This window comes from Undibacterium sp. Ji49W (genome assembly GCF_049340205.1).
Lineage (GTDB): Bacteria > Pseudomonadota > Gammaproteobacteria > Burkholderiales > Burkholderiaceae_D > Undibacterium.
Window position 1 is genome coordinate 35,621 of record NZ_JBMPOW010000018.1, and the last position, 25,194, is coordinate 60,814.

Consider the following 25,194-nt stretch of genomic DNA (forward strand, 5'->3'; position numbering starts at 1 on the left):
ATGTTCAAAAAAAGAAACCGGGGAGCGATACACACTCCCCGGCTAGCTGAATAGTTGAATAAACGATACAGACGCTGCCGGTGCTGTGTCCTTATATTGTGCCCTTATTTGGACCTGGCCGATGCCTGCGCCGCAAATGTAACCTTGGCCAGGCCAGCCAGACGTGCAGCTTCCAGCACATCAATCACAGACTGGTGCGTAGCTGCACGGTCAGCGTTAATAATGACGACCGGGTCAGGCTGGTTGCCAGTTTTGGCCGGATCGAGTGCACCTGCCGCTTTTTTCAAATCTTCTGCCAGCGTCACAGTATCAAGGAAAGACACGGCCTGGTTATTGATTTTGTAGCGGCCCTGGGCATCAATACCGATATCGATCTGGTTAGGCTTGTCCTGCGCCTTTTCGGCATCTGCCGTAGGCAGGGTGATCTGCAATTCGGTAAAACGGCTATAGGTCGTGGTCACCATCAGGAAAATCAGGATGACCAGCAACACGTCAATAAACGGGATCAGGTTGATTTCAGGCTCTTCCCTGCCCTTTCCTTTACGAAAATTCATGACTACTTCCTGGCGCTGTGGACAACATCAACAAACTTGATGGCCTGTTGCTCCATATCCACCACGATACTGTCCACCAGGGCCCGGAAATGACGCCAGAACACCATCGCAGGCATAGCGATCATCAAACCAAAGCCGGTGTTGTACAGTGCCACGGAAATACCATGCGCCAGTTGTGCCGGGTTGGCACCTGAAGCATTTTGCGAACCGAAAATTTCTATCATACCGACGACAGTACCAAACAGCCCCATCAAAGGTGCCAGCGAAGCGATTGTACCGAGCGTCGTCAGGAAACGTTCCAGATCATGGGCAACGGCGCTGCCGGCTTCTTCTATCGACTCTTTCATGACATCACGTGGTGCATTGACATTGCGCAAACCGGCTGCCAGCACCTTGCCCAGTGGTGAATTGCCCGCCAGTTGCTGTATCACTTCGGGTTTGACCTTGCCGGCCTGATATACGCGGATAACTTCATCCAGCAATGTCGGTGGCAAGATACGACTACGGCGCAAAGACAGACTGCGTTCGATGATTAATGTCAGCGCAATAACTGAAGCAATCAGCAACAAATAAATTGGCCAGCCTGCGGCTTGAATGATGGCGAACAAATTAACTCCTTGAAGGTTCCTAAATCCAAGCCCGCAATGTAGCGCGTTGTTTGTCTGCGGGCAAGAGCCGTCAGCAAAAAACTCTGCACAAAATTTATCACCTTCGACCACTGTTTTGCACAAAATCTGTGTGCAAGCTTGTGGATAAGTCTGTGCAATTCAACTAAACCCATGATTTGTATGGTTTTTTCAGCCCTGCCAAAGAAATAGGCACAGCCAATCTGTGGATATATTGTTATTTTTCAGCCCGTTCCGGGGCGTGGTTCTGCACATAATATGTGGACAAGTTTGTGCAAAAGCCGGGTACAGTTTGCCAAGCCCATGATTTCAAAGAAGATTATCGCCATGCCAATAATTTAGGCATAAGGCGTATTTGGGGCTTTTCTGCACAAGTTTTCAGCAAACAAAAATTCCTGTGGAAAACCCCTTTTGTTTTGCACAAAAAATGTGGACAAGATTGTGCATTACCCACGGCAAACGCGCTAAGCCCATGATTTATATACAGGATTATCCACTGCCAGAAAAACAGGCAAATCGCTCATTATCGGGTTTTCCACAGCGATTTGCTCACTCCGGGGTGTAAAAGTGTGTAAAACAGCAACGTCAAAAATATACGCTGGGGACAAAACCCATGTTTTGCACAAATTATGTGGACAAGATTGTGAAAAAGCCGTGGAGATGTGATCAAGTCATTGATTTATAATCAAAAAATTGTCGCGCCCAAAAAAGTGGCAGTTAGCATAAACAGTGGGAAATAAATATTTAATTGCCTTATTTGACATTTTTTACCTGCATAAACCCGCTTTCTGCACAAAATGTGTGGACAAGTTTGTGTAAAAGCACAGGGAAACATCCTAAGCCATTGATTTTATTCGACATTACTTCAGTGCCAATATTTTGAGCATATCCGGCCCTGGCTGCTGGCAAAAAGTTTTCAACAGCTTAATCACAATTTCTGTGGATAAGTTTGTGTACAAGCTTGGCAAATCACCGCAAGGTCCTTGATTTGAAAGAGAATTTTCATATTGCCTTATTCTTTTGCAGATTGATTCATATTAAAAATCAATGACTTAGAAGCTAAACTTTCATTTCTTTTGACATTGCAGAGGCAAAATGACATGCTGATGACCAATCCACGCTTCTGTGGACAGAATTTACGCCGCCAAGCTTTATGAATACTGATTCTCGTTTTGCAAACCCAGTAAACACGCCATCTGTAATGACAGTTTCGGCGCTGAACCAAGCTGTGGCGCAGCTTTTGGAACGCAACCTGCCGCTGACATGGGTTTCCGGTGAAATATCCAACTTTACCCGCGCCGCTTCTGGGCATTGGTATTTCACACTGAAAGACAATGCGGCCCAGGTCCGGGCGGTGATGTTTCGTGGCCGCGCCCAATATGCCGACTTCCAGCCCAAAGAAGGCGACAAGGTCGAAGTGCGTGCCCTGGTCACCCTGTATGCACCACGCGGTGATTACCAGCTCAGCGTGGAAGCCATACGCCGCGCCGGTGTCGGCAATCTGTATGAAGCCTTCTTGCGCCTGAAAGCGCAACTGACACAGGAAGGCCTGTTTGATGCCGACCGCAAGCGCCCCCTGCCAACATTCGTGCGCACCATAGGCATCGTCACCAGTCCGCAGGCCGCCGCCTTGCGTGACGTACTGACCACCTTGCAACGACGTGCACCACATGTCAACGTCATCCTGTACCCGACCCCGGTGCAGGGTGAAGGTGCTGGCTCAAAAATAGCGCAGGCCATCGCTTCTGCCGCTGCGCGTGAAGAATGTGATGTACTGCTGGTCTGCCGTGGTGGCGGCAGCATGGAAGACCTGTGGGCCTTCAATGAAGAGATTGTCGCCCGCACCATCGTCAACTGCCCTATGCCCGTAATTGCCGGCATCGGCCATGAAACCGACTTCACCATTGCTGATTTTGCCGCTGATGTGCGCGCCGCCACCCCAACGGCAGCAGCCGAACTGGCAGCCACACCACGAAGTGAATGGATGCAGCTATTACAGCGCCAGGCTCAGTTGCTCAGCCGCAGCATGCACAGGCGCCTCGATCATCACGCCCAGACCCTGGACTGGCAAAGCCGCCGCTTGCTCAGCCCCAAAGCGGCGATTGCTGCCCGCCGCCTGCATGTTACCCAACTGGCGCGCTCACTCAGCTATACCGCCAGCACCAGCCTGAATCAGGCCAGGCATGAACTGGCACAATTGAAGCAAGCCTGGCAGGCGCAACGCCCTGGCGTCGCCACACCCAGGCTGATACTGGCCGAATGGCAGCGACGCCTGCAAAATGCCGCCAAACGCCATCAGGACACCAATCGCCAGCAATTGCAAACCCTGCAAGCCCAACTGGAAATGCTGAACCCCCAGCGCACGCTGGAACGCGGTTATGCCATACTCAGTGATCATAAAGGCAAGGTCTTGCGCAATACCGCTGAACTGAAACCGCAAACCCTGTTACAGGTAAGACTGGCCGAGGGTACTGCGGATATAGGCATCAGCAGCGTACAGGCCAGCCTGGATTGAAGGCGGACTGGCGAAAAAAAGCGCCAGCCTGGTTGAAACTCATCCACTTGATCATTTTGGAAAGTAGCAGGCCCCTTTGCATCAGTCTGCGTGCAAGCTTTTGTACAAAAGCTTACAATGTTGGTCTGGCTTTTCCGGATTGCCGGAAATGGATAGACTCACTATAAAAGGACGCGATATGGAACATACCTTACCGGCACTGCCCTATGCACTGGACGCTCTGGCTCCACATATTTCCAAAGAAACGCTGGAATATCACTATGGCAAGCATCACCAGACCTATGTGACCAATCTGAACAACCTGATCAAGGGTACAGAATTTGAAAATTCCACACTGGAAGAAATCGTCAAGAAATCTTCTGGCGGCGTGTTCAATAATTCAGCCCAGATCTGGAACCACACTTTCTACTGGAACGGCCTGAAACCTGAAGGCGGCGGCGCACCAAGCGGCAAACTGGCTGATGCCATCAATGCCAAATGGGGTTCTTTCGATGCATTCAAAGATGCATTCACCAAGTCTTGCGTAGGTAACTTCGGTTCTTCCTGGACATGGCTGGTCAAAAAAGCCGACGGCACACTGGATATCGTCAACACATCCAATGCAGCCACACCACTGACAACAGCCGACACACCGCTGCTGACTTGCGATCTGTGGGAACACGCTTACTACATCGACTACCGCAATGCACGTCCAAAATACCTGGAAGCATTCTGGGCACTGGTTAACTGGGATTTTGCGACAGCAAACCTGGGCTGAGCCAGCTTGTCATGATGCCAGCATCGTGACATACGCGTAACATATGCGTAACAGATGAAAAAAAACCTGCGCTTGCACAAGCATCGCAGGTTTTTTTTCACCCATCGTTTCATGTGGATGTGCGAAGATCATGCCTCTTCACGGGTTGACGGATAATCATTCTGAACAACTCTTTGCCACTACTTACATCCATGCATACCAAAGCCTCACCCCTGTTACGCTTCCTCCCCGCCATTTTCATTTTCATCTGGGCATCCGGTTACGTGGTTGCCAAATATGGCCTGCCCTATGCCGAGCCGCTGACGTTTTTATGCCTGCGTTACCTGGGCGTGATCATCTTCATGCTGGTGCTGGCACTGGCCATGCGCGCCCCCTGGCCAGAACGCCGTGCCTGGTTACCCATCGCGATTGCAGGCATCATGATGCAGGCCATGTATCTGGGCGGCATCTGGTGCGCCGTCAAGCTCGGCATGCCGGCAGGTGTAGCCGCGTTGATCGCCAATACCCAGCCCATTTTCACGGCCTTGCTGGGCCCCGCCATCGGTGAACGCATTTACGGCAAACAATGGGCCGGGCTGGCACTCGGCATTTGTGGCGTGGCACTGGTGGTGGCAAATAAAATATCGGTCATCGGCCTGTCTGGCAGCAGCGTGGCACTGGCTGTCATGGCACTGACTGCAATGACCATAGGCACGCTGTATCAGAAAAAAACATGCCCCAGCTTTGATGTCAGGACCGGGCAAGTCATACAGTTTGCCGCTTCCCTCATCGTCACTCTGCCGTTTGCGCTGATGCTGGAAACCCAGACCATCATCTGGACACCGCAATTTTTTGCTGCCATGGCCTGGTCGGTATTTGTCTTGTCCGGCGTTGGTATCTCGGTGCTGTTCATCATGATACGGCATGGCGAAGCCACCAAGGTCACCAGCTATATGTACCTGGTGCCAGCAGTCACTGCCGCCATGGCCTGGCTGATGTTTGGTGAAAAGCTGACAATGACAGCGATACTTGGCATGGTCGTGGCACTGGCCGGTGTAGCGCTGGTGGTGAGGCCGGCAAAATAAGAAAACAAGAAAAGACAAGGAAAGACGCGCAACAAGAGCTTGCTGCGCGTCTGTTTCATATTTAGCTCACATCCTTTTTCTGCCGCAGGAAGACGGCAACTGCCAGCATGGCGATACCGATGATGGCACCTACCCATAGCTCGGATTTTCCCAGCATCTCCAACGACGGCCCATACATATCCCCTGACCAGGCAGTGAGGGAGTGAGCATAGTCAATTTGCGGGCTGTCGACTTTCTGATAAGCGATCCACGACGCAGGAAGAATGCTCATCAAACCACGACCGATGATATTGAAGTTCAACCAGCGAATATTCAAACCCAGATCCAGATTCTTACTAACTATGTAGATCAACCATACTGTCAGCATCGGTATGCATATTGCCCAAAGGATGGGTTTGGCTTTGGCCCAGGCTGACACCATCATCAACCAGCCAACCGTAGGCAAAGCCCACAGCATATAAACTGGCAAAAGCGAGATCATTTTCAAAGGCGTCAGTAACATATCACTGTCCTTGAAAGCTGCGCTGAATACATTCGTCTGGATACCACTCGTTTGCAAGCGTATGCCAAAACTCAAAAAGATCGGTATGCCAGCGATCAGGGAAAACACCAAAGTCGCGAGCGGAAACAACAACAAGGCAAATAGCACTTTGGACAGAACAGTGGTAGTTCCCGAGACCGGCATCGACTTCCAGAACAGCACACTTCTGTCATCCCGCTCATTATATAAAGAGCCCAGACAATACACGCCAATGAGTATGGGCAAAAGTACCCCGAGCAGCGACAATGGCAGATAAAAAGATTCGTTAAGCCCCTTGATCACATAACTGATCTGCGCTGCAGTCATGACCGCAGGCTCTACAACCTGCCCTTCAAATTGATAGCTGGGCCTGCCCCTGAGTGAGGCAAACACGATCACCAGCAGCGCAGCCACCGCTGCATTTGACCAGAGGAGCATGGCCTTGTTTTCCCAATACTCACGGCGTATCAACCACATCAGTTTTTTCATGCTTGCACTCCTTTCATGGTGGCGAGATAAATTTCTGCAATGCCCGGCTGGCGAATGTCACCCAGGGCACGCAATATGTCTGTACCTACGTTTTCAAACAGCATCGCTGATTTGCCGAAAACCGTACGCTGGCTTAATGGTTTCAAAGCCGTCGCCTGCGCTATCCGATCCGGGCTGATCAAGACCTCGACAAAGCGTTCTGCCAGTTGCTCCATGCTGGTATCGAGCACGATTTTTCCTTCATCGATGAAGATCACATCGCTGAGGATATGCTCGACCTCTTCCACCTGATGGGTGGTGATGACGATGCACTTGTTTTCATCAAAATAATCTTCCAGCAGATTTTGATAAAACTGTTTGCGGTACAAAATATCCAGGCCTAAAGTCGGTTCATCCAGCACCAGCAATTTCGCGTCGATAGCCATAATCAGGGCAAGGTGCAATTGCGCCACCATGCCCTTGGACATGGCCTTGACCTTCATGTTTGGCTTCAACTTGGTATGGGCGATATATTGTTCAGCTCTGGCACGGTTGAATTTGGGGTGTACACCTTCGACAAAGGCAATCGCATCCTTGACTTTGAGCCAGCGCGGCAGAATAGCCACATCGGCGATGAAGCAGACATCATTCATCAGCGCATCTCGCTGGGTGCGTGGGTCCAGGCCCAGCACCTGCATGTCGCCATCAAAATCACCCAGGCCCAGTATCGCCTTGAGTGTCGTGGTCTTGCCTGAACCATTCGGCCCTATCAGGCCGACGATGCGACCGGGTGCAATCTCAAAATTCAGGTTATCGAGTACACGCTGTTTTCCATATTGCTTGCTGATGTTGCGGGCTGAAATAACGCTATTCATTCTGCTGTTCTGAGAGGTATCCGCTACGCTGTTCATTTGGCTTCTCCCTTATCCTGCAAGCCCGGCAATTGCTGCACATCCAGCCCCAGTCTGCGTATGCGTTCCAGCATGGCTGGCCATTCTTCATCAATGAAACGCTGGCGTTCATTTGCCAGTAATTTATCGAGCGCTGTTGCTGTCATATACATGCCCACCCCTCTTCGTTTTTCGACCAATTCTTCATCCACCAATTCCTGATACGCCTTCAGGACGGTGATAGGATTGAGCTGATACTCTGCCGCAACCTGTCTTACCGAAGGCAAGGCATCCCCCGGCTTTAACAAGCCGTCCAGCATCATGCCCAGCACGCGCTGTTTCAATTGCCGGTAAATCGGCGTCTGATCGTTCCAGTTAACACTCATGCTTGCACCTTCCTTTATGGACTATGTGAGACAACACGAATCCCGCTTATCTCGTGTCTCACCATTTGTCGATTAGTGTTGTAGTTAACTATAACACCAACTCAATACTTTATGCACAAGTTTTTTTGAGGGCTATGACAAGACTTACCTGACGTGGCAAACTTAGAGGTTGTTGCAAAATTAATCTGGCGTTGTTGCGTTGCCTTGGCGTACTAAAGTACTGTCTGCGGCAACGACGCCTAGCCAGCTTAATTTTGCAACAGCCTCTAGCTCACTTTCCTGCATCTTTGATACGGACATTCACCATGCGTCACCTGAAGTCACTGCTCTGCCTGTTCTTACTATTGGCATTAACGGCAACAGCCCATGCTGATTGCCAGCCAAATTCAGCTCTGCACAATGAGTTGAAAGCCCTTAAAGCGGATGGCTGGAAACTGGCCGACGATGACAAGCGCCAGCAACTGGCACTGTCAGCAGCAGACTGCCTGGGTGTGAGCAACCCGGAACTGCGGGACGAACTGGCCTTTGACGCGCTGTCAGCATGGATGCGCGCCGAGAAACTGACAGAGCCTACCCTGACTGCCCTGCGTATCAGGATGCTGAATGCCGTGCAGGCACCCGCAGCAGAAGAAACCAGCTTCCTGCGCCCGTTTGCCATCCTGACACTGGCCGAACTGGTACGTGTGGACAGGCGCAAACCCTACCTGACAGCAGAAGAACGTATAGACATCGTCAATGCCGGCAGCCATTACCTGACTAACCTGCGTGACTATCGTGGCTTTGATGAAAAAGAGGGCTGGCGCCACGGCATTGCCCACAGCGCCGACCTGATGCTACAACTGGCGATGAATCCTGCGATAGAAAAACCGCAGCATGAAACCATGCTGACAGCCATCACTACGCAAATTGCGCCTTCCACACATTTTTATCAATATGGCGAAGGCGTGCGCCTGATGACAGCGGTGTTTTTTCTGGCAAAAACACCCAGCTTCGGCATGCGCGACTGGAATGTATGGTTCAATAAACTGATGGAAAACAGCATACAAGCCGGTCCGTATACACAGGCAAGGCTGGCACAAAGACATAATGTCAGCTCCTTTTTGCTGCCACTGTATTTTTCTGTCAGAGAGAACACCGATCCGGTAATGAAAGAAAATTTCTTGCCGGCGTTGCGGGAAGCATTGCGCAAGGTAAATTAAAACGCCCTTACGCTCATAACAAGGACCATTCTGCGGCACCGCGTGCATGAATGGCCGTCGTATCAAACAGAGGCACGCCGGCATCTTCCTGGCTGACCAGCAGGCAGATTTCGGTACATCCGAGGATGATGGCTTCGGCCCCGTTCTCTATCAGCCCCGCCATGATGCGGCGATAATGCTCACGCGAAGCTGCATTGATTTTACCCAGGCACAGTTCTTCGTAAATGATCTGATGCACGATGTCACGGTCGGCAAGCGCTGGTACCAGCACTTCCAGGCCATGCTGACTATGCAGGCGTTCACGATAAAAATCCTGCTCCATGGTAAAGCGCGTGCCCAGCAAACCCACCTTGCCAAAGCCGGCCAGCTTGATGGCTTGCGCAGTCGGGTCGGCAATGTGAAATAGCGGAATGGCCACCGCAGACTCAATACTGGCTGCCAACTTGTGCATGGTATTGGTACACAGCACCAGAAAATCTGCACCCGCCAGTTCCAGCGAACGGGAAACCTGTGCCAGGATGAGGCCAGCGGCATCCCAGTCACCCGCCGATTGCAGTTTTTCTATCTCATGAAAATCCACACTGTACAAAATGATCTTGCCCGAATGCAGGCCGCCCAGTTTTTCCTTGATGGTTTCATTGATTTGCTTGTAATAAGGTATCGTTGATTCCCAGCTCATGCCGCCTATCAGGCCTATGGTTTTCATCGCAACTCCTGTAATTTGATTTGATTTCTACGTTTGATTCCGGCTCTATAATAGGCAGACCGCTTTTTCTACGCTATCAGGAAATTTCAGCAGGAAGCTTTAGCCATGAAGATGGAAACAAACTGGGCCACACTTGAATTATTGCCTGCCGCGCCCTATTCAGTGAATGGTGTATCGTACTGCCCCAGCCTGGGCCTGGCATTTGCACGCCAGACCGGTGTACACGCCATAGACAGCGATGTGCGCCAGGACTTTGATGCCTGGCCCGGTGACCTGGCCCTTGCTGCGACTGGTTTGCCGGTGTTTTCAGAATCATCTCATGGGGGTGAATATCTGCTGATGCATGTCACCAAACCAGACTTGCAGCCTGACTTGCATACCACTTTGCCGCGCCAGATCTTCCGTGGCGACAAACAGGCTGTAACGCTGGCCATGCAATTACGTTATCTGCTGCATCAGACAAATTGTGATCCTCTGCTTCTGGAAGAAAAAGCAGGATTGTTTTTACAACGCGGCCTTAAGCTTGCATCATTGGCAAGCCAGCACAGTGCCACTGCCAATGATTATGCGGCTGATCGCACATTGCATGGACGCATACTCGACTACATCGAAGATAGCCTCGATACCCAGATTCATCTGGAAGAATTGGCATCATTGGCAGACATGCCCTTGTTACGTTTCTTGCGCAGTTTTACCCATGCCACGGGCAGCACACCCCATGCCTACATTACCGAACGCAGGTTGCAAAAAGCCAGGCACTTGCTGAAGAATAGCAATGCAAGCATCGCCGATATCGCTGCGGATTGTGGTTTTGCACATCAATCCCATCTCGGCAGTCACTTTAAATCCAGGCTGGGTGCTAGCCCCCTTCAATACCGCAAATCAGCGCTGATTCAAGCAAAAAACTGAACCGATCCGCGTTCAGACAATGCAAAAGCAAATTTTCTACCGATTTTCATCGAAAACATTTTCCTGAGGAACTGTTTTCACAGACATTTGTCTATGGAAAATGCGTTAATTTCGTCTATTGCTTGATAACATCGCTATTTGCGCATCACCTCTTTATCCACCCCATACCTGCTAATTAAACTAAAACCAAGGTTCTTACTATGTCTCCGAAAATTCTCACTGTCAGTATTGCGCTTGCTTTCAGCGGCGCGGCCAGTCTGCTGTTGCCGCAAGAAACGGCACAGGCTGCACCGGCAGTATCCGCTGTTGCCAATGTTGCCAAAATCAAGCCAGCCGACCTGACGCTGGAGCAGGTATACCGCGCCAAAGGCTATGCAGGCCAGCCAGCGCGCGTGATTCAGTTCAGTAAGGATGGCCGTTACCTGGCCTACACCTGGAATCCTTTCGGTGAAAATGGTTTTGATTTATATGTGCATGACACCCAGACCGGTGAAACCAAACGCATTACCTCACCCGCCCTGATGAAAACCTACGATGCGCCAGAAGACTGGGAACGCTTCGACAAAAAAGCCGCACAAAAAGAAAAAGAAGAAGCCGAACGCCAGGCCAAAGCCGAAGCCCAGGCCGCTTATCTGCGTGGTGAAAAAGTTAACCTGATGCAGTGGGAAGAAGCCGCGCTGGAAGAGGTCAAGCGTGAACTGGCTGAGAAAAAAGCCAAAGACGCCGCTAAAAAAGCAGAAACCGATGCCGAAGCCGCAAGGGAAAAAGCGGCTGCGGCAGCAGCTAAAACCGGTACCGCCAGCGTAGCCAAAGCCGACGGCGACAAGAAAGACGAAAAGAAGGATGAAAAGAAAGACGACAACAAGGTAAAAGAAGTCTGGGAACTGCGTGACGAACTGAAAAAGAAACTCGAAAAAGAAAAGCTCAAACCCACTGACCTCTACCCTGGCGTCGATGCCCTGGTCTGGGCAAATAAAAAGAATGAACTGATCTTCCAGTACCGTGGCGACCTGTTCCGCCTGAACGCGGCTGACGGCAAGATAGAACGCCTGACCCAGACCGACAAACCAGAACGCATCGTCGCTTATCAGGCAGATGACAATGGCTATATCTACATGGATGAAAAACGCCTGTACAACGCCAGCTTTGACAAGAGCGCCATCCGCCAGTTGAATCGTGAACTGATACACCCTGACGATGCCGACAAAAAATACCGCATCGCCAATACCGTGCTGAGCGAAGACAAGCAATGGATGGCCATTTCTGCTGAAGCACCGGATGCAAAACCAGAAAACGGCAAACCGGCACCACCGTCTGAACGCCAGGTCGAAATCATGAACTACAGCGAACGCTTCGCCACGGCAAAAAAAGTACCGCGCGAAGTGTCGGATGACAAACGCAAGATACCGGCAACCGCACTGTACATACGCCGCGTGGGTGATGCCTCTGCACGTCAGCCACAACCCGTCTTCACCAATGATGGTGGCGACGTCTGGTTTGAAATGAGCCCGGTCAGTTGGGCCAAGGATGGCAGCCGCTACACCTTCTCTACCTGGGAACGCGAAAAAGACTTGCTGCGCATCTATGTCGGCAAGGCAGAAGAAGGCGTTAAACCACAAATGGTACTGGAAAGACGCGGCAATGTCGGCCATGAAGTTGTCAACGTACTGGCCCCCCGCTTTACACCCGACAGCCAGCAATTGATCGCCGTACTGGATGACCAGGGTTATCGCCAGCCGTATGTGATTGATGTCAGCAATGGCAGCGCCAGGCCGGTATTGAAGGGCGATTTCGAAGCGCACAATATTATCGGTTTCAGCGCAGACAGCAAATCCATGTTTGTACTTGCCAACAAGGATGATTTTGCAGCCATGAATGCTTACAAGGTTGATCTGGCAACAGGCGACATGAAGGCCGTCGGCCAGACCGGTGATTTCCACCGTACCAGCACCGTCACCGACAGCGGCGACAAGCTGGCCAGCATGGCAGGGCAATGGGCCAGCCGTCCTGAATTGAAACTGGTGGACATCAGCAAAGCCAAGTCCACCACACTGACACAAAGCCATGACCCGCAATGGAACGCGATAGACCTGCAACGCCCTGAACGTTTCAGCTTCACCAATCGCCATGGCGACAAGATACAGGCCTATGTCTTCAAACCGGCCGGGCTCAGTTCATCCGACCACCGCCCTGCCATCGTCTACACCTATGGCGGCCCGCTGAATGACAGGCATATCGTCGAAACCGACAGCTTCCAGCAAACCGCCTATATGTTCGGCATGTACATGGCAGCCAAACACGGTTATGTGACCGTGGCTGTGGACCCGCGCGGTCATTCCAATTATGGCCGCAAGTTCAGCGACGCCAACTGGGAACAGGTGGGCAAACCGCAGACCGAAGACCTGGAAGACCTGGCGAAATACATGCAAAAGAACCTGGGCGTCGACGGTAAACGCATAGGTCTGACAGGCTGGAGCTTTGGCGGCTTCCAGACCCAGTACGCGATGTACACCAGCCCTGACACCTTCGCTGCCGGTATCGCCGGCGCCGGCCCGACAGAATGGGAAAACTACAATAGCTGGTACAGCGGTCGCACCATAGGCAAGACCGAACGCAGCAAGCCTAACCTGCGCAAATACTCCCTGCTGCCTTTGACAGCCGGCCTGAAAAAACCACTGATGCTGGTACACGGCATGCAAGATCCAAATGTACTCTACCAGGACACCGTCAATGTCTATCGCGCCCTGCTGGAAAACGGCAAGGAAACCCTGGTTGACCTGTTCCTTGATCCGGACGGCGAACATGGCCTGGGTGGCACAGTCAAACCCAAGGCTTTGCACAAGAAATATGAAGCCTTCTTCCTGCAACATCTGGGCAAGGCTAAATAAGTAAGTAGCTGGGTAAATAAATGGGTAAGTGAAGAAGCGGCTGAGTGATATATTCAGCCGCTTTTTTTCTGTCCGCGTACTATGAAAGGCGACGAAGACGGCAGTGGTAATGTTGTGCAAAGATTACCGTAGATAAAATTTGCCCAATTTCAGATAATGCGTGCTGTACCCACTCCCCATGCCGACTGTTCAAACATGAAACTAACTCATATATCAGTCATCGGATTACTGATGGTAGCCGGTCTGCATGGCAAGGTCGATGCGATGACAGTCAATGAAGCCTACAATAATCTGATATTTTTTCAGGCAGCTTCCAATGAGGGTGATTACTGCGAAAACAAACTCAACATCCAGGCTCTGCCTGCGCTGAAAAAATGGCAGCGCCAGAATGACCCTGTACTCAAAAGAACCATCAACACCATCGAGCAGCACCTCATGACAGACAAGGGTTTGTCAAAACCGGAAGTCAGACTAGAACTCATTTCATAAATAGGGATGAGTGCGAACAAGACGATTTGGGATGCAGTGCAAGGCGTGATGCGCTGCTAAGGCTGGTGCCTTAGCAAGCAGCACAACGCTGCAATGCGCCCAAATCGTCAGTTCCCGAAGGGTTTGCCTCATACCGCGTGCTGGACTGCGTTGGACTCGTTGTCAATAGACCCGCTATTGACTGCCTCGTCCGCCTTGCCAGCCCACGTTATGAGGCAAACGCATCTCACCCCTATTTATGAAATGAGTTCTAGCCATGGTTGAGGTATGGAAGAAAATGGATGACATAGACAAACGCAGACTGGCAGACAGACGCACGCATAAAACCTGCCTGCAATTTACACAGTCACTCAAGTTTTATGAATCCAGGCTCACGCAATAACTAGAACTCATTTCATAAATAGGGATGAGTGCGAGCAAGGCGATTCGGGATGCAGTGCAAGGCGCGTCGCGTAGCCAAGGCTGGTGCCTTGGCAAGCGGCGCAACACAGCAATGCGCCCGAATCGCCCGCTCCCGGAGGGTTTGCCTCATAACGCGTGCTGGACTGCGTTGGACTCGTTGTCAATAGACCCGCTATTGACTGCCTCGTCCGTCTTGCCAGCCCACGTTATGAGGCAAACGCATCTCACCCCTATTTATGAAATGAGTTCTATTTGTACTTGCGCTATCAGCATCAGTTATCGGCAATTTCTCTTGAAAATTACCGTAGACTATTCGCGGCAGTCTACTGATAATGGCAACACCGCTTCATAGCAAGCAAGCACCATCTCAGGAGTCCCTCATGAAAAGTAGCGCCCGCCAATACCTGTATTCTGTTTTTAGACAAGTAGCACAGGAATTTCGTCAGATAGGACAAAAAGTCGGCGAACGCCTGTTGCGTACGCCTTTGCCCAAAGTACTGATGGTCTGCGTAGGCATCGCCTTGCTGATCGCCATCATCCCGCTGATCATTACCTTGTTTATCGTCTTTGTGCTGCTGAAACTGTTGCTGGCCGTGGTCTTGATGAGCATGGGCCAGAATCAAGCCAGAGCGAAACCGAAAAGCAGGCCGGCTCAGACTATTTATGTTGAACAACATACTGAAAAACGATAAGCAACACAGGGCGCAGGTTTAACGCCCTAACGCCAACAAATCGGCCACCAATCCGTCTCGCAAAATACTTGGCGTCAACCCTGTCCAGCGCTTGAAAGAACGCCGGAAATTATTCGCATCATGAAAACCCAGGTGCATGGCAACGGCTTCGTTGTCATAGCGGCGGCTCTGGAATAAATACAGGGCGACATGGGTGCGGACCTGATCCAGTTCGGCCTGAAAATGTGTGCCCTGTTTGGCGAGGTAGCGCTTCATGCTGGCCGGGCTGACGGCGAATGCTGCCGCCAGTTGTTCCAGGCTGGGGGTGCAGCGTATATGCGTCAGCAGATAATCATAGACAGCATTAAGCAGGCTCGGCGTCTCGTCGGCCAACAAGGCTTCTTGCTGCGCCTGTTGGCAGGCAAGTGTCGCAGCCAGCGCATTTCCACGTGGCCAGGGCAGATCCAGGTATTCTGTGGCGATCAGCATGGCATCGAGATGGCAATTGAAACGCAGCTCACTACCCAGGTGTACTTCATGTTGCTCGGTATGCCGTGCAGCGCTGCGGTTGAAACAGAAACGCCAAGGCAGCCGCATACCGCTCAGCCAGCGGCACATGGCAACCACGGCTGTCATATGCATTTCGACGATGGCTGGACGAAGGCTGGGTGCGCCATAGCTATCCATCCAATAGAAGACCGAGACATCCTGCCCTTCGCTAAACCTGGGTCGCAGCAAGGGACACAGACGGCTGGAGTGGGTACATAATATCTCCAGAGCCTGTCGCAGATTCTGCGTCTGCAACAAGGCATGGCTGACGCTACCGAAATGCCCGGGCAACATTTGCTGGCCCAGCATGAAACTGCTGTCCGCACTGCGCAAGGCTTGTAGTGCGTTGTCCAGCAATTGCAGATATTGCAAAGGACTGATGCGGCATTGCCCCTGCGTGATGCGATTGGCATCCAGCCCACTGCCACGCAGGATGAGATTGTCATCGAGCTCGCGGCTACGCGTATAGGCCAGTATCTGCGCCGCATGGTATTCACCCGGCAGGCAGATATCCGCAGCCTGATGGAAGCGCATTAGAGTGCTCCCGTTGCCAATGGCGTTGGCAGGCCGGGTGGTGCAGTGACTGTGGGAGCTGAGGTGACTATGTTGGCTATGTCGGCTGTATTGGCTATGTTGGCTGCGGTGACCGTGGCAATAGTGTCTACCGTTGCACTCGCTTCCACTGCACGGCTCAACTTGCTCAGCAAGGCATCCGGCGCATCATCTGCCATGGTGCAGGCATGCCGCATACTGATTTCCAGCGTTGCCTCTTTTGCGCAATAACGCATCTGTCTGACCATATCGCACAGGTGTATGGCCAAAGCCTGCGCGTCTTCCAGGCTGGTGTCATGCAAGACCAGGGCAAACCTGTCACCTGCATAACGACACAGTACATCGTCATTATGCAAGTTCAGCAAGAGCATATGACTGACTGCCTGCAAGACGCGGTCGCCTTCATGCTGGCCATACTGACGGTTGATGAGATGGAACTGGTCTATGTCCAGCAGCACCAATGCACAGGGCACACCGGGATGGCTGTCCAGTTCGAGCTTGATTTGCAGACGCAAATAATCGGCATTGCTGAGCTGGGTCACCCGGTCAAATGCGCGGTGATCGCGAAACAGGCGTTCGCGCTTTTGCAGATGTTCATTCAGCGTGAACTGTTCTTCGCGCCAGTAATACATGCCGGCAGTGACGATCAGCATGCCGGCGAATACCAGCATGGATTCCAGCCAGTTGTCCCAGACATCTTCCTTGGGAATAGCAAAAAACTCGTCCAGACAATCTGCCCATGACCCCAGCATGATGGCTGCCAGACCAAACGCAAACAGGCGCGTCACCAGGCCCTTGGGGCGGCTGCTGAGCATGATCAGTAGCCACAGGCCAGACATCAACGAGGTACCGCCTTCACCAACGATATCCATCCACTTCCATTTAATGAAGGGCTTGGGTGTACCCATATAGGCGTACAGAAAAATAAAGGCGATCAAGGCAACACAGGCAGTGATGATGAAGTTTCTATGCAGGCGCAACATGGAATTTTTAAGCATTGCATTCACATCCAAAGGTCAGGTCGCGCGAGACTAATGGAAGTCCATGACAGGACGATGACATGGGTGTTTTCTTGCGCGGCTTATGGATGAAAAACAACGGGGGTGCAAACGGCTCAGTTTTTATTAATCTGCCCAGATTAAAAAAACAGAAGACCTCTCAACACAGAGGCACAGAGACACAGAGAAAAGCAAGAGGAAGGGCAATAAGATCGATTAGCAAGATTAAGGAAACTTACGTCTTCCAATTCCACGTTCTTTTCTCCTTGTCTTTCTCTGTGCCTCTGTGCCTCTGTGTCTCTGTGGTGAGATTTTTGGTTTTAAAAAAATAACTACCCAGGCTGAAGAAAGTCATTTCAGCTCATATTCCCGTCATTCATTCCAGTATTTTCGCGATACAGAAAATCCTGCTCCAGCCTGTCACAGAAGCGACATATACGCCCCCTAGAATCCGCCCACTCTTTTGCCATTCACTATTTGCGGAAACCTTATCCATGAAAACTCTGAAGAAAAAATCTGTTCCTCAACTCTCCATCATGATGCTGGGCATTTCAGCCATGCTGAATGCGCATGCACAAGGGCCGAATGTGACTGTCAGCAATGCTGGCAGTGTCGTCATCAGCGGTCAGCGTGCCAGCTTGCGCAAGGCACTGGAAATGCAGGAAAAAGCCGACAACATCGTCAGCGTAATCAGCAGCGACGATATCGGTGGCTTGCCAGATAAAAATGCCGCAGAAGCGCTGGCACGCCTGCCTGGCATCGCGGTCCAGCGCGATCAGGGTGAAGGACGCTATATAGTTGTACGTGGCCTGGGTGCTGATCTCAATGCTGTGACCATCAATGGTGCCGTGGTGCCTTCCCCCGAAGCCAGTCGCCGTGCAGTAGCACTGGATGTATTGCCGGCCGGGATGATACGTTCTCTGGAAGTGACCAAGACCCTGCGTCCGGAGCAGGATGCCAGTTCACTTGGCGGTGCCGTGGAAGTCAAGAGCCTGACCGCGTTTGACTTGCCAGGCAAAATTCTGACACTCAATACCGGTGCCAGTTATGACCAGGTAACCGGTAAAACCAGCCCGAACGCCAGTGTCTTGTGGGCAGACCGATTTGCTGATGGCAAGCTGGGTATTGCTGCTGGCATCAGTGCTGAAAAACGCAAGTTTGGTTCCGACAATGTGGAAACCGGCGGTGCCTGGGACAATGGCAAACTGGGTAGTTTTGAATTGCGCGATTACCTGCCTGTACGTGAACGCCACGCTTATGCCTTGAATCTTGATTACAAACCCAACTCTGCGCAATCCTATTTCATGCATGGTTTTTTGAGTGACTTCAGCGATGATGAAGTCCGCGACCGTCTCACCATAGGCAGCTTTGCCAGCGGCACACTGGCCGAAGGTGCAACAAGCACGGCCAGGGCCGAACGCCGCATTCGCCAGCGTAAATATACCCAGGTCATCAGCTCTGTCGTGCTGGGTACTGAGCAAAAATTTCAGGACTGGAAACTGGATCTGGCAGCAGGTTCCAGCCGCGCCAGCGAAGACACGCCAGAAGCCTTGAACGATGGCCGCTTCCGCGGCAATGCCAATTTTGCGGGCGTCGGTTTTACCAATGGTGAAGTTCCCAAGATCATCGGTCCTGCCAGCCTCTACGATCCGGCGAATTACAGTCTGAATGCCATCAGCCTGCAACAGCGCTTTTCCAAGGACACTGAACAGCATCTGAAATTTGATCTGGCCCGCAAATTCCATTTCGACCAGTTTGAATCGAATCTGAAATTTGGTGCCAAGACCAGCCGTCGTGAGAAAACCAACGACACCAATCAATGGACATATAACAGCAGCAAGACTACCAGCGGCAATTACTGGGGGCCGGGCTCTACCTCTATGACAGCCTTTGTGCAAAACCAGTCGCTCGATTATCCGCTGGGCACTATAGGCACGGCCATCAGCGCTGACCTGATACGCGCCCGCGTGGCCGGGCTGGACAGAAATGCGGCCCGTCTGGTGCTGGAATCTGCCATCAATGATTACAAGATCAATGAAAACATTGACGCTGCCTATCTGCAAAACAGTTTTGACATGGATGCCTTGCACATACTGGCAGGTGCACGTGTAGAGCGCACACAGTTTGATGCTGCCGGCACACAAGTCACTGGCGGCACCAGCCTGCAGGCCATCAACCGTCAGCGCAGTTATTCTGACTGGCTGCCTTCGCTGCACCTGCGCTATGACCTGGACCAGAAAACCAGCGTGCGCGCTGCCTGGACCAATGCGGTAGTCCGTGCCAACTTCAGTCAGTTGGCACCCGGTATCAATCTGACCAGCACGACAGAAGCCACCATAGGCAATCCGGATCTGAAACCCTTGAAAGCCAGCAATCTGGATCTGGGCATCGAAAAAATCCTTAGCCATGACGGCAGTGTTTCTGTCTATCTGTTCAACAAAGAAATCAAGAACTTCACCTACACCACCAATCTGGCCGGCTCTGATGCATGGAAAGGCTATACCAGCGCCGTTTCCTATGCAAATGGCGATACCGGCAACGTCAAGGGTATAGAACTGTCTTATTCACAGCCACTGCGCATGTTGCCAGCTCCATGGAAATATCTGCTGGTCGGTGCCAATGCCAGCTTCACCCGTTCCAACGCTGACATTGCGCGTTTTGATACGGCGCTCGGCAAGTTCCGCAGCCGCTCCATCAATCTGCCCGGTCAGTCTGATCGCGTCATGAACTTGATGCTGGGTTATGAACATGGCCCGGTCAGTACCCGTCTGGCTGTCAATTACAAATCAGCTTACCTGCTGGAACTGGGCACGGATATTTTGCGTGCCGATCAGGACCGCATCGTTGATACCCAAAAGCAGATCGATTTTTCACTAGCCTATCAAATCAATAAAAATTTCCAGCTGATCTTTGAAGCAGCAAATCTGAACAATGAAAAATACTACGTCTACCAAGGTTCACATCAATACAACGCGCAGTATGAACAATATGGGCGCACTTATAAAATCAGCCTAAAAGCCAGTGCATTCTGATGCTAAGAAAAACGATGAAAACAAAATATCTATTATCCAGTCTGGCATTAATGACAGCTTTGTCTTGCGGAACATCCACAGCCGCAACAACCCTGCCACCGGCTGCCGTTGGTCGAGCCCAGGAAATCGTGGCGCTACCCGATGGTGGCTGGCTCATGCTTGACAAGCAGGGTCTGCGTCTGCTGGACGCCAGCGGTAAAGAACGCAACAAAGTCAGTATGCGGGCAAAACACCTGGATGCGCGTCCACATGCGGATGGCATGTTGTCGGTATTGACGGATGCGGATACGCAAAAAACCTATGCCTATGTAGTGGATGTAAAAACGGGGCAACTGCGTTTGCAAACCACGATGGCATCGCCGGATTTTTCACTGGAAAGCCTTTGTCTGTATCGCGACGCGCAACAGCTGGATCATGTCTTCCTGATCGGTAAAGAGGGCTTGAGTGAGCAATGGGTCATGCATAATGGCAGTGCACAACTGGTGCGCAAGCTGGCACTGCCACCACATAGCAAGCATTGCCGCGTTGATGACCTGAACCAGACCCTGTACCTGAGCGTGCCGGAAAGTGGTGTATGGGCATTTACGGCAGAAGCAGAAACCGCAGCCAAACTGAATCCTGTCGCCATGCCCGCACCATTCGGGAAACTGCACGGTGGTGCCAGCGCCATCAGTGCCTTGCCCGGTGGCGTGGCAGTACTCGATGCCAGCGGCAAAACCCTGCATCTGTTCAGTCAAAAGGATGAACATCATTTCCAGTCGGTGCAGGTGCTGAACCTGCCATACAGCGCGGCCCATGTGTATGCACGGTCAGTACATGGAACGTCCGGCAAACTGGACATTCTGTTGCAGGATGAAAAGGCAAAAACCTGGCGCGCCAATAGCGCAAACTGGAAGCCGGCAGCCCGGTCAAACACGGAAGTGGCTGTTATCGAACCGATAGTACAAACCGACACCGTCGCCCGTCATGGCGATGCCGCTGATGATCCGGCCATCTGGGTGCATCCGCATGATGCCAGACTTTCCCGTGTGCTTGGCACCAACAAGAAACAGGGTTTGCTGGTGTATGACATGCAGGGCAAGCAAACCCAGTTGCTTGAAAGTGGCAGGCTGAACAATGTTGATGTGCGCCAGAACATACTATGGGGCCAGCAGCGTTTTGATATTGCCATGGCTACCCAGCGTGATGAAAACAGCCTGGTGCTGTATGTCATCAATGCCCAGGGTGACGTGGCCGAGGCGGCACGCTTTCCGACCACGCTGGACAAGATTTATGGCTTTTGCCTGTACCAGCCACGTAGCGGTGGCCTGGAAGCTTTTGTGAACGACAAGGATGGCACATACCAGCAGTTTCGCATTACGCACAATGAACAGGGTTTCAGCAGCGGCCTGGTGCGCAGCTTCAAACTGGGCAGCCAGCCTGAGGGCTGTGTGGCTGATGACAAGACTGACCGTCTGTTCATGGGTGAAGAAAAGCGTGGCATCTGGGTTACTTCGGCCAAAGCGGATCAAGCTGCCGATTTGCAGATGGTCATGCCCGTGGGCAAGCAACTGGTCGCCGACGTCGAAGGGCTAGCCATTTACTTTGGTGAACAGGCAAATTACCTGCTGGTATCGAGCCAGGGTGACAGCAGCTATCTGGTGCTGGAAGCACAAGCCCCCTATCGCCTGCGCGGCAAGTTCCGCATAGGCATGAACCTGGCCAAGGGTATTGATGGCACCTCAGAAACAGATGGCCTGGATGTCAGTGCAGTCAACTTTGGTGGCGAATTTAGCAAAGGCATGCTGGTAGTGCAGGATGGCTACAAGCGTCTGCCGGATGGCACACAAAACTTCAAATACATTCCATGGACCGCCATCGCAAGGGCGTTCAAACTGCAATAAAACCCATCTGCTCCCGTGCTCAGTGACGTGCACAATGACGTGCTCAGTGATGGGCTCAGTGATGTGCTCAGTGATGGGCTCAGTGATGGGCTCAGTGATGGGCTCATTGATGTGCTCAGTGATGGGCTCAGTGATGGGCTCAGTGATGGGCTCATTGATGTGCTCAGTGATGGGCTCAGTGATGGGCTCAGTGATGGGCACGAGAGCGTGTATCAGGGGTACAAACCCAGCGCTACAAATTGATGACAATTTGCAGACATTTTGGGCGGTATTTTTTTCCCGCTAGCTTCTATGATGATGTCAATTCATCACAGAAAGCGGGAAAACAATGAAACCTCACTATGTACTTGGCCTGTGCGCCATAGCAGCGATGCTGGCGGCATGTGGCGGCAATGGCAGTGTCGGTGCTGGCACCAGCACACCTGGTGCCAGTCTGGCTTTGCGTGGCACGGCGGCAACCGGCATGGCCATTTCGGGTGCCACCGTCAGCGCCAAATGTCGCGCTGGCAACGGCACGGCAAAAACCGCTGCCGACGGCAGTTTTGAGATGACTGTCAGCACCGGCAACAGCACAGCGGCAACCCTGCCTTGCGTGCTGGAAGTCACCAATGCTGCCGACAGCAGAAAACTGCATGCCATCAGCATCAATGGCGGTGTCATCAACCTCACGCCTTTGACAGAAATGTTATCCACCAGATTGATGCGCACCAGCATGAGCACGGTGTTCACCACTCCTGATGCCGATGCCATTGCCAGAACAGTTACTGTCAACAGCAGCAAGGCGGCCCAGATCGAGATCACGCAGGCAATCAGCATGATGGCCGATACCAGCAAGATCGACGATTTTTTCACCACGCCACTGAAGGCAGCCGTACCCGGCAGTGCAGGCACTGGCGATGCGCAAGACAAGGCTTTGGACAATCTGAAGCTGAACATGGATGGCAAATTGTTTGACCCTTTCCTGCTCATGCTGACCAAGGCTGCGACCAGCAAGGACATCGTCACCCTGGGTCAGCCAGGCTGCGTGCTGACGGGCCTGAATGGCTTGCCCCTGCCATGCAGCGGGCCCGGCATCTGGGTCAATGCGCCGAAAATCAATATCACTCCCGGTGCGGTTTTATTGCCCCCTGGTGGCAAACTGAATTTCAGTGCAGAGATGAATTACCCGCCGAACGTCAACTATATACGCCAGCCCGTGAAATGGGTCGTGCTGGAACCCGATGGCGGCAGCATCACCCTAAACGGTGAATACAGTGCCCCGACCAAAGCCGGCACCTATCATGTGCAGGCACAAAGGGAGGATTATCCTACCGTCGCAGTGAATGCCACGGTGGTGGTGGACAACAACTCACCCGATTTCGTACCGGTGTTAAGTGTGCCTGGCCGCCTGATCACGCTGATGCCAGGTGCCAGCATAGGATTAAGGGCAGACAATAATTACCCGCCTAACGTCACCTACCTCGCCAACATAAAGCAACCGGTGACCTGGAGCGTAGTCGAAGCCGATGGCGGTACCATCACACCAACAGGCCTGTACACCGCACCACAAAAATCGGGCGTCTTCCATGTCGTGGTGAAACGGGATGATTATCCCCGGCTATTCATTACGCTGGATATCAATGTCACGTATCTTGAAGACTAAATGAATGCAGAGCCCGCATTTGACGGGTTCTGCCTTTGTTTTGAAGTTGCGTATGCATGGTCTTGAAAAGGTTTTCAGTTAATCCTTGTTCACAATGTCTGTATGGGGCCGGAGGGTATAATTGCGCCTGTGTGATCTGGAATAAATTGCAAAAACAACTAGATTTAAGTGCATCGCCTGCTAAACTGGTACTAATCAAATAGCAGGCTGACAAGGATTTCTATCCAATCTTGGCTTTGTAATACGCTCTTGGCTGAATTATTAAAAAAAGTTAAATTAGAAGTTGCTTTTGAGAATTTTTTGGCTAAGATACAGATTGCAGATGATTCCGTACGGCAACTTCTTAAAACTCATAACAGATACACAAGCAGGACTTACGCAAAATTGCTCCCCCCAAGGTGCCGAGAAGACAGTACAAATAGTCGGCTGGCGTTGCAACGTAGTTGGGTGGTTTTGGATAGGTCTTGATCAGTATGCTGTGGCTTGAACAGAATGTCGGGTGTTGCTGGCTTCAACCCCTACAAGCCCATAGAGGAATCACCATATCAATATTGGGAGATATTCATGGACAAGCTGGAAATATTTAAAACCATTGCCGCCGAGGTTAACCGGGGTGATCTGGTCTTCCCGACCAGCGTTGATTCATCACTGCGCCTGCAAAAGGCGCTGGATGACCCGGACTGCCATGTTGACGCAGCAGCCAAAATGATCGCAGCAGACCCTTTGTTGTCAGCCCGTACCGTAGCGCTGGCCAATTCTGTTGCCTACAACCGTTCCGGCAATGAAGTCACCAACGTGCGCCTGGCAGTGAATCGCCTGGGTTTTCGTACGCTGAAAGCCATGCTGGCATCCGTCATCGTGCGACAGTTGAACAGCCAGGTCAAAGACCCGGCACTGAAGGCAAAAGCAGCACAGTTGTGGGAACACTCGGCCCATGTTTCCTCACTGGCGCAGGTGATTGCCAAGCAGGTTACCAAGGTTGATCCTGAAACCGCGATTTTTGCCGGTATCGTGCATGAAGTCGGCGGCTTTTACCTGATTTCACGCGCAGAAGAATTCCCTGGTCTGCTCGATGGTGAACCAGCTACCTGGATAGAATATGGCGAACGCCTGATCGGTCGCGGCATCATGCGCAGGCTGGGCATACCCGAAAGTGTCATGCAGGCTGTCGAAGCCCTGTGGCACGGCGTTTGCGCCTTCCCGCCGGAATCCCTGGGTGACACCCTGATTCTGGCAAACGACATCGCACCGGTACTGTCCCCCCTGCATAACAATGAGGGTGACAAGATCGCACGCTTTTCACGTCGCATCAATTTTGAATTTGAAGACGGCAACTTTCAGGATGTGATGTCTGATTCGGAAGAACAGATCGATTCCCTGACCGCAGCGCTGATGTTGTAAAAACCTTTTTGCGATCTGTAGCGATCGAGCGTCAGCAACTTCCGGTTTGCTGACGCTTTTTTCATTTGCAGCGTCATTGCAGCGCTTATCATC

Annotated in this window: 21 protein-coding genes; 13 read left to right on the plus strand and 8 right to left on the minus strand. The window is 51.9% G+C overall.

Going from position 1 to position 25,194, the window contains the following annotated elements; genetic code table 11:
• Positions 1–104: 104 nt before the first annotated feature.
• Together ACO0LK_RS20700 and ACO0LK_RS20705 are read right to left on the minus strand one after the other, a co-directional pair.
• On the minus strand, positions 105–554 hold the full coding sequence (locus tag ACO0LK_RS20700) for an ExbD/TolR family protein (RefSeq protein WP_186947575.1): 450 nt from the start codon (positions 552–554) through the stop codon (positions 105–107).
• 2 nt (positions 555–556) lie between these two features.
• Positions 557–1,162 carry a MotA/TolQ/ExbB proton channel family protein gene (locus ACO0LK_RS20705; RefSeq protein WP_186947574.1) on the minus strand — a complete coding sequence of 202 codons (606 nt, stop codon included), beginning with the start codon at positions 1,160–1,162 and terminating at the stop codon, positions 557–559.
• A gap of 290 nt (positions 1,163–1,452) precedes the next feature.
• Between ACO0LK_RS20705 and ACO0LK_RS20710 the strand changes: the two genes are divergently transcribed.
• The 4 genes from ACO0LK_RS20710 to ACO0LK_RS20725 all read left to right on the plus strand — a co-directional run bounded on the left by ACO0LK_RS20710 (position 1,453) and on the right by ACO0LK_RS20725 (position 5,516).
• The gene (locus ACO0LK_RS20710) at positions 1,453–1,656 is read left to right on the plus strand and encodes a hypothetical protein (RefSeq protein ID WP_422978393.1); all 204 of its coding nucleotides are present in this window, start codon (positions 1,453–1,455) and stop codon (positions 1,654–1,656) included.
• A gap of 677 nt (positions 1,657–2,333) precedes the next feature.
• Entirely contained in the window at positions 2,334–3,695 is a 1,362-nt protein-coding gene (gene xseA, locus ACO0LK_RS20715; protein WP_422978395.1) for an exodeoxyribonuclease VII large subunit, read from the plus strand.
• A 178-nt stretch (positions 3,696–3,873) separates the two neighbouring features.
• Positions 3,874–4,452 carry a superoxide dismutase [Fe] gene (gene sodB / locus ACO0LK_RS20720; RefSeq protein ID WP_186947572.1) on the plus strand — a complete coding sequence of 193 codons (579 nt, stop codon included), beginning with the start codon at positions 3,874–3,876 and terminating at the stop codon, positions 4,450–4,452.
• A 191-nt stretch (positions 4,453–4,643) separates the two neighbouring features.
• Positions 4,644–5,516, plus strand: a complete 873-nt coding sequence (locus ACO0LK_RS20725; protein ID WP_422978397.1) for a DMT family transporter — start codon at positions 4,644–4,646, stop codon at positions 5,514–5,516.
• A gap of 61 nt (positions 5,517–5,577) precedes the next feature.
• On the opposite strand, the gene ACO0LK_RS20730 is transcribed toward ACO0LK_RS20725, so the two are convergent.
• The 3 genes from ACO0LK_RS20730 to ACO0LK_RS20740 are packed head-to-tail and all read right to left on the minus strand — an operon-like array spanning position 5,578 to position 7,780.
• Positions 5,578–6,525, minus strand: coding sequence for a hypothetical protein (locus ACO0LK_RS20730; protein WP_422978399.1), 948 nt, complete (start codon positions 6,523–6,525; stop codon positions 5,578–5,580).
• Positions 6,522–7,379, minus strand: a complete 858-nt coding sequence (locus ACO0LK_RS20735) for an ABC transporter ATP-binding protein (protein ID WP_422978607.1) — start codon at positions 7,377–7,379, stop codon at positions 6,522–6,524. Before ACO0LK_RS20735 ends, ACO0LK_RS20730 begins: the two co-directional genes overlap by 4 nt.
• Before the next feature lie 32 nt (positions 7,380–7,411).
• On the minus strand, positions 7,412–7,780 hold the full coding sequence (locus ACO0LK_RS20740; RefSeq protein ID WP_186947569.1) for a GntR family transcriptional regulator: 369 nt from the start codon (positions 7,778–7,780) through the stop codon (positions 7,412–7,414).
• Between the two features lie 305 nt (positions 7,781–8,085).
• On the opposite strand from ACO0LK_RS20740, the gene ACO0LK_RS20745 reads away from it, so the two are divergent.
• Complete coding sequence (locus tag ACO0LK_RS20745; RefSeq protein ID WP_422978401.1) at positions 8,086–8,979, plus strand: DUF2785 domain-containing protein; 894 nt, start codon at positions 8,086–8,088, stop codon at positions 8,977–8,979.
• Between the two features lie 13 nt (positions 8,980–8,992).
• Here the strand turns inward: ACO0LK_RS20745 and ACO0LK_RS20750 are convergent, their stop codons facing one another.
• Positions 8,993–9,685: an aspartate/glutamate racemase family protein gene (locus ACO0LK_RS20750; RefSeq protein WP_422978403.1), complete on the minus strand. Its 693-nt coding sequence runs from the start codon at positions 9,683–9,685 to the stop codon at positions 8,993–8,995.
• A gap of 105 nt (positions 9,686–9,790) precedes the next feature.
• Here ACO0LK_RS20750 and ACO0LK_RS20755 point away from each other — a divergent pair, with 105 nt between their 5' ends.
• The 4 genes from ACO0LK_RS20755 to ACO0LK_RS20770 all read left to right on the plus strand — a co-directional run bounded on the left by ACO0LK_RS20755 (position 9,791) and on the right by ACO0LK_RS20770 (position 15,065).
• Complete coding sequence (locus ACO0LK_RS20755) at positions 9,791–10,594, plus strand: helix-turn-helix domain-containing protein (protein ID WP_422978405.1); 804 nt, start codon at positions 9,791–9,793, stop codon at positions 10,592–10,594.
• Positions 10,595–10,794: 200 nt separating this feature from the next.
• Positions 10,795–13,482, plus strand: a complete 2,688-nt coding sequence (locus tag ACO0LK_RS20760) for a prolyl oligopeptidase family serine peptidase (RefSeq protein WP_422978407.1) — start codon at positions 10,795–10,797, stop codon at positions 13,480–13,482.
• A gap of 195 nt (positions 13,483–13,677) precedes the next feature.
• The gene (locus ACO0LK_RS20765; protein ID WP_422978409.1) at positions 13,678–13,971 is read left to right on the plus strand and encodes a hypothetical protein; all 294 of its coding nucleotides are present in this window, start codon (positions 13,678–13,680) and stop codon (positions 13,969–13,971) included.
• A 782-nt stretch (positions 13,972–14,753) separates the two neighbouring features.
• Positions 14,754–15,065, plus strand: a complete 312-nt coding sequence (locus ACO0LK_RS20770; RefSeq protein ID WP_422978411.1) for a hypothetical protein — start codon at positions 14,754–14,756, stop codon at positions 15,063–15,065.
• Positions 15,066–15,083: 18 nt separating this feature from the next.
• Here the strand turns inward: ACO0LK_RS20770 and ACO0LK_RS20775 are convergent, their stop codons facing one another.
• Together ACO0LK_RS20775 and ACO0LK_RS20780 are read right to left on the minus strand one after the other, a co-directional pair.
• Positions 15,084–16,127 (minus strand): AraC family transcriptional regulator ligand-binding domain-containing protein, encoded by a 1,044-nt coding sequence (locus ACO0LK_RS20775; protein WP_422978413.1) that lies wholly within the window; start codon positions 16,125–16,127, stop codon positions 15,084–15,086.
• A complete protein-coding gene (locus ACO0LK_RS20780) occupies positions 16,127–17,143 on the minus strand; it encodes a GGDEF domain-containing protein (protein ID WP_422978415.1) in 1,017 nt (338 codons plus the stop codon). The genes ACO0LK_RS20775 and ACO0LK_RS20780 overlap by 1 nt, the downstream gene beginning before the upstream one ends.
• A 494-nt stretch (positions 17,144–17,637) precedes the next feature.
• Between ACO0LK_RS20780 and ACO0LK_RS20785 the strand changes: the two genes are divergently transcribed.
• From ACO0LK_RS20785 to ACO0LK_RS20800, 4 genes are all read left to right on the plus strand, one after another.
• Complete coding sequence (locus ACO0LK_RS20785; protein WP_422978417.1) at positions 17,638–20,175, plus strand: TonB-dependent receptor; 2,538 nt, start codon at positions 17,638–17,640, stop codon at positions 20,173–20,175.
• Between the two features lie 14 nt (positions 20,176–20,189).
• Entirely contained in the window at positions 20,190–22,058 is a 1,869-nt protein-coding gene (locus ACO0LK_RS20790) for a phytase (protein ID WP_422978419.1), read from the plus strand.
• 328 nt (positions 22,059–22,386) lie between these two features.
• On the plus strand, positions 22,387–23,700 hold the full coding sequence (locus ACO0LK_RS20795) for a hypothetical protein (RefSeq protein WP_422978421.1): 1,314 nt from the start codon (positions 22,387–22,389) through the stop codon (positions 23,698–23,700).
• 564 nt (positions 23,701–24,264) lie between these two features.
• Positions 24,265–25,101 carry an HDOD domain-containing protein gene (locus ACO0LK_RS20800; RefSeq protein ID WP_186947560.1) on the plus strand — a complete coding sequence of 279 codons (837 nt, stop codon included), beginning with the start codon at positions 24,265–24,267 and terminating at the stop codon, positions 25,099–25,101.
• The last annotated feature ends 93 nt before the right edge of the window (positions 25,102–25,194 follow it).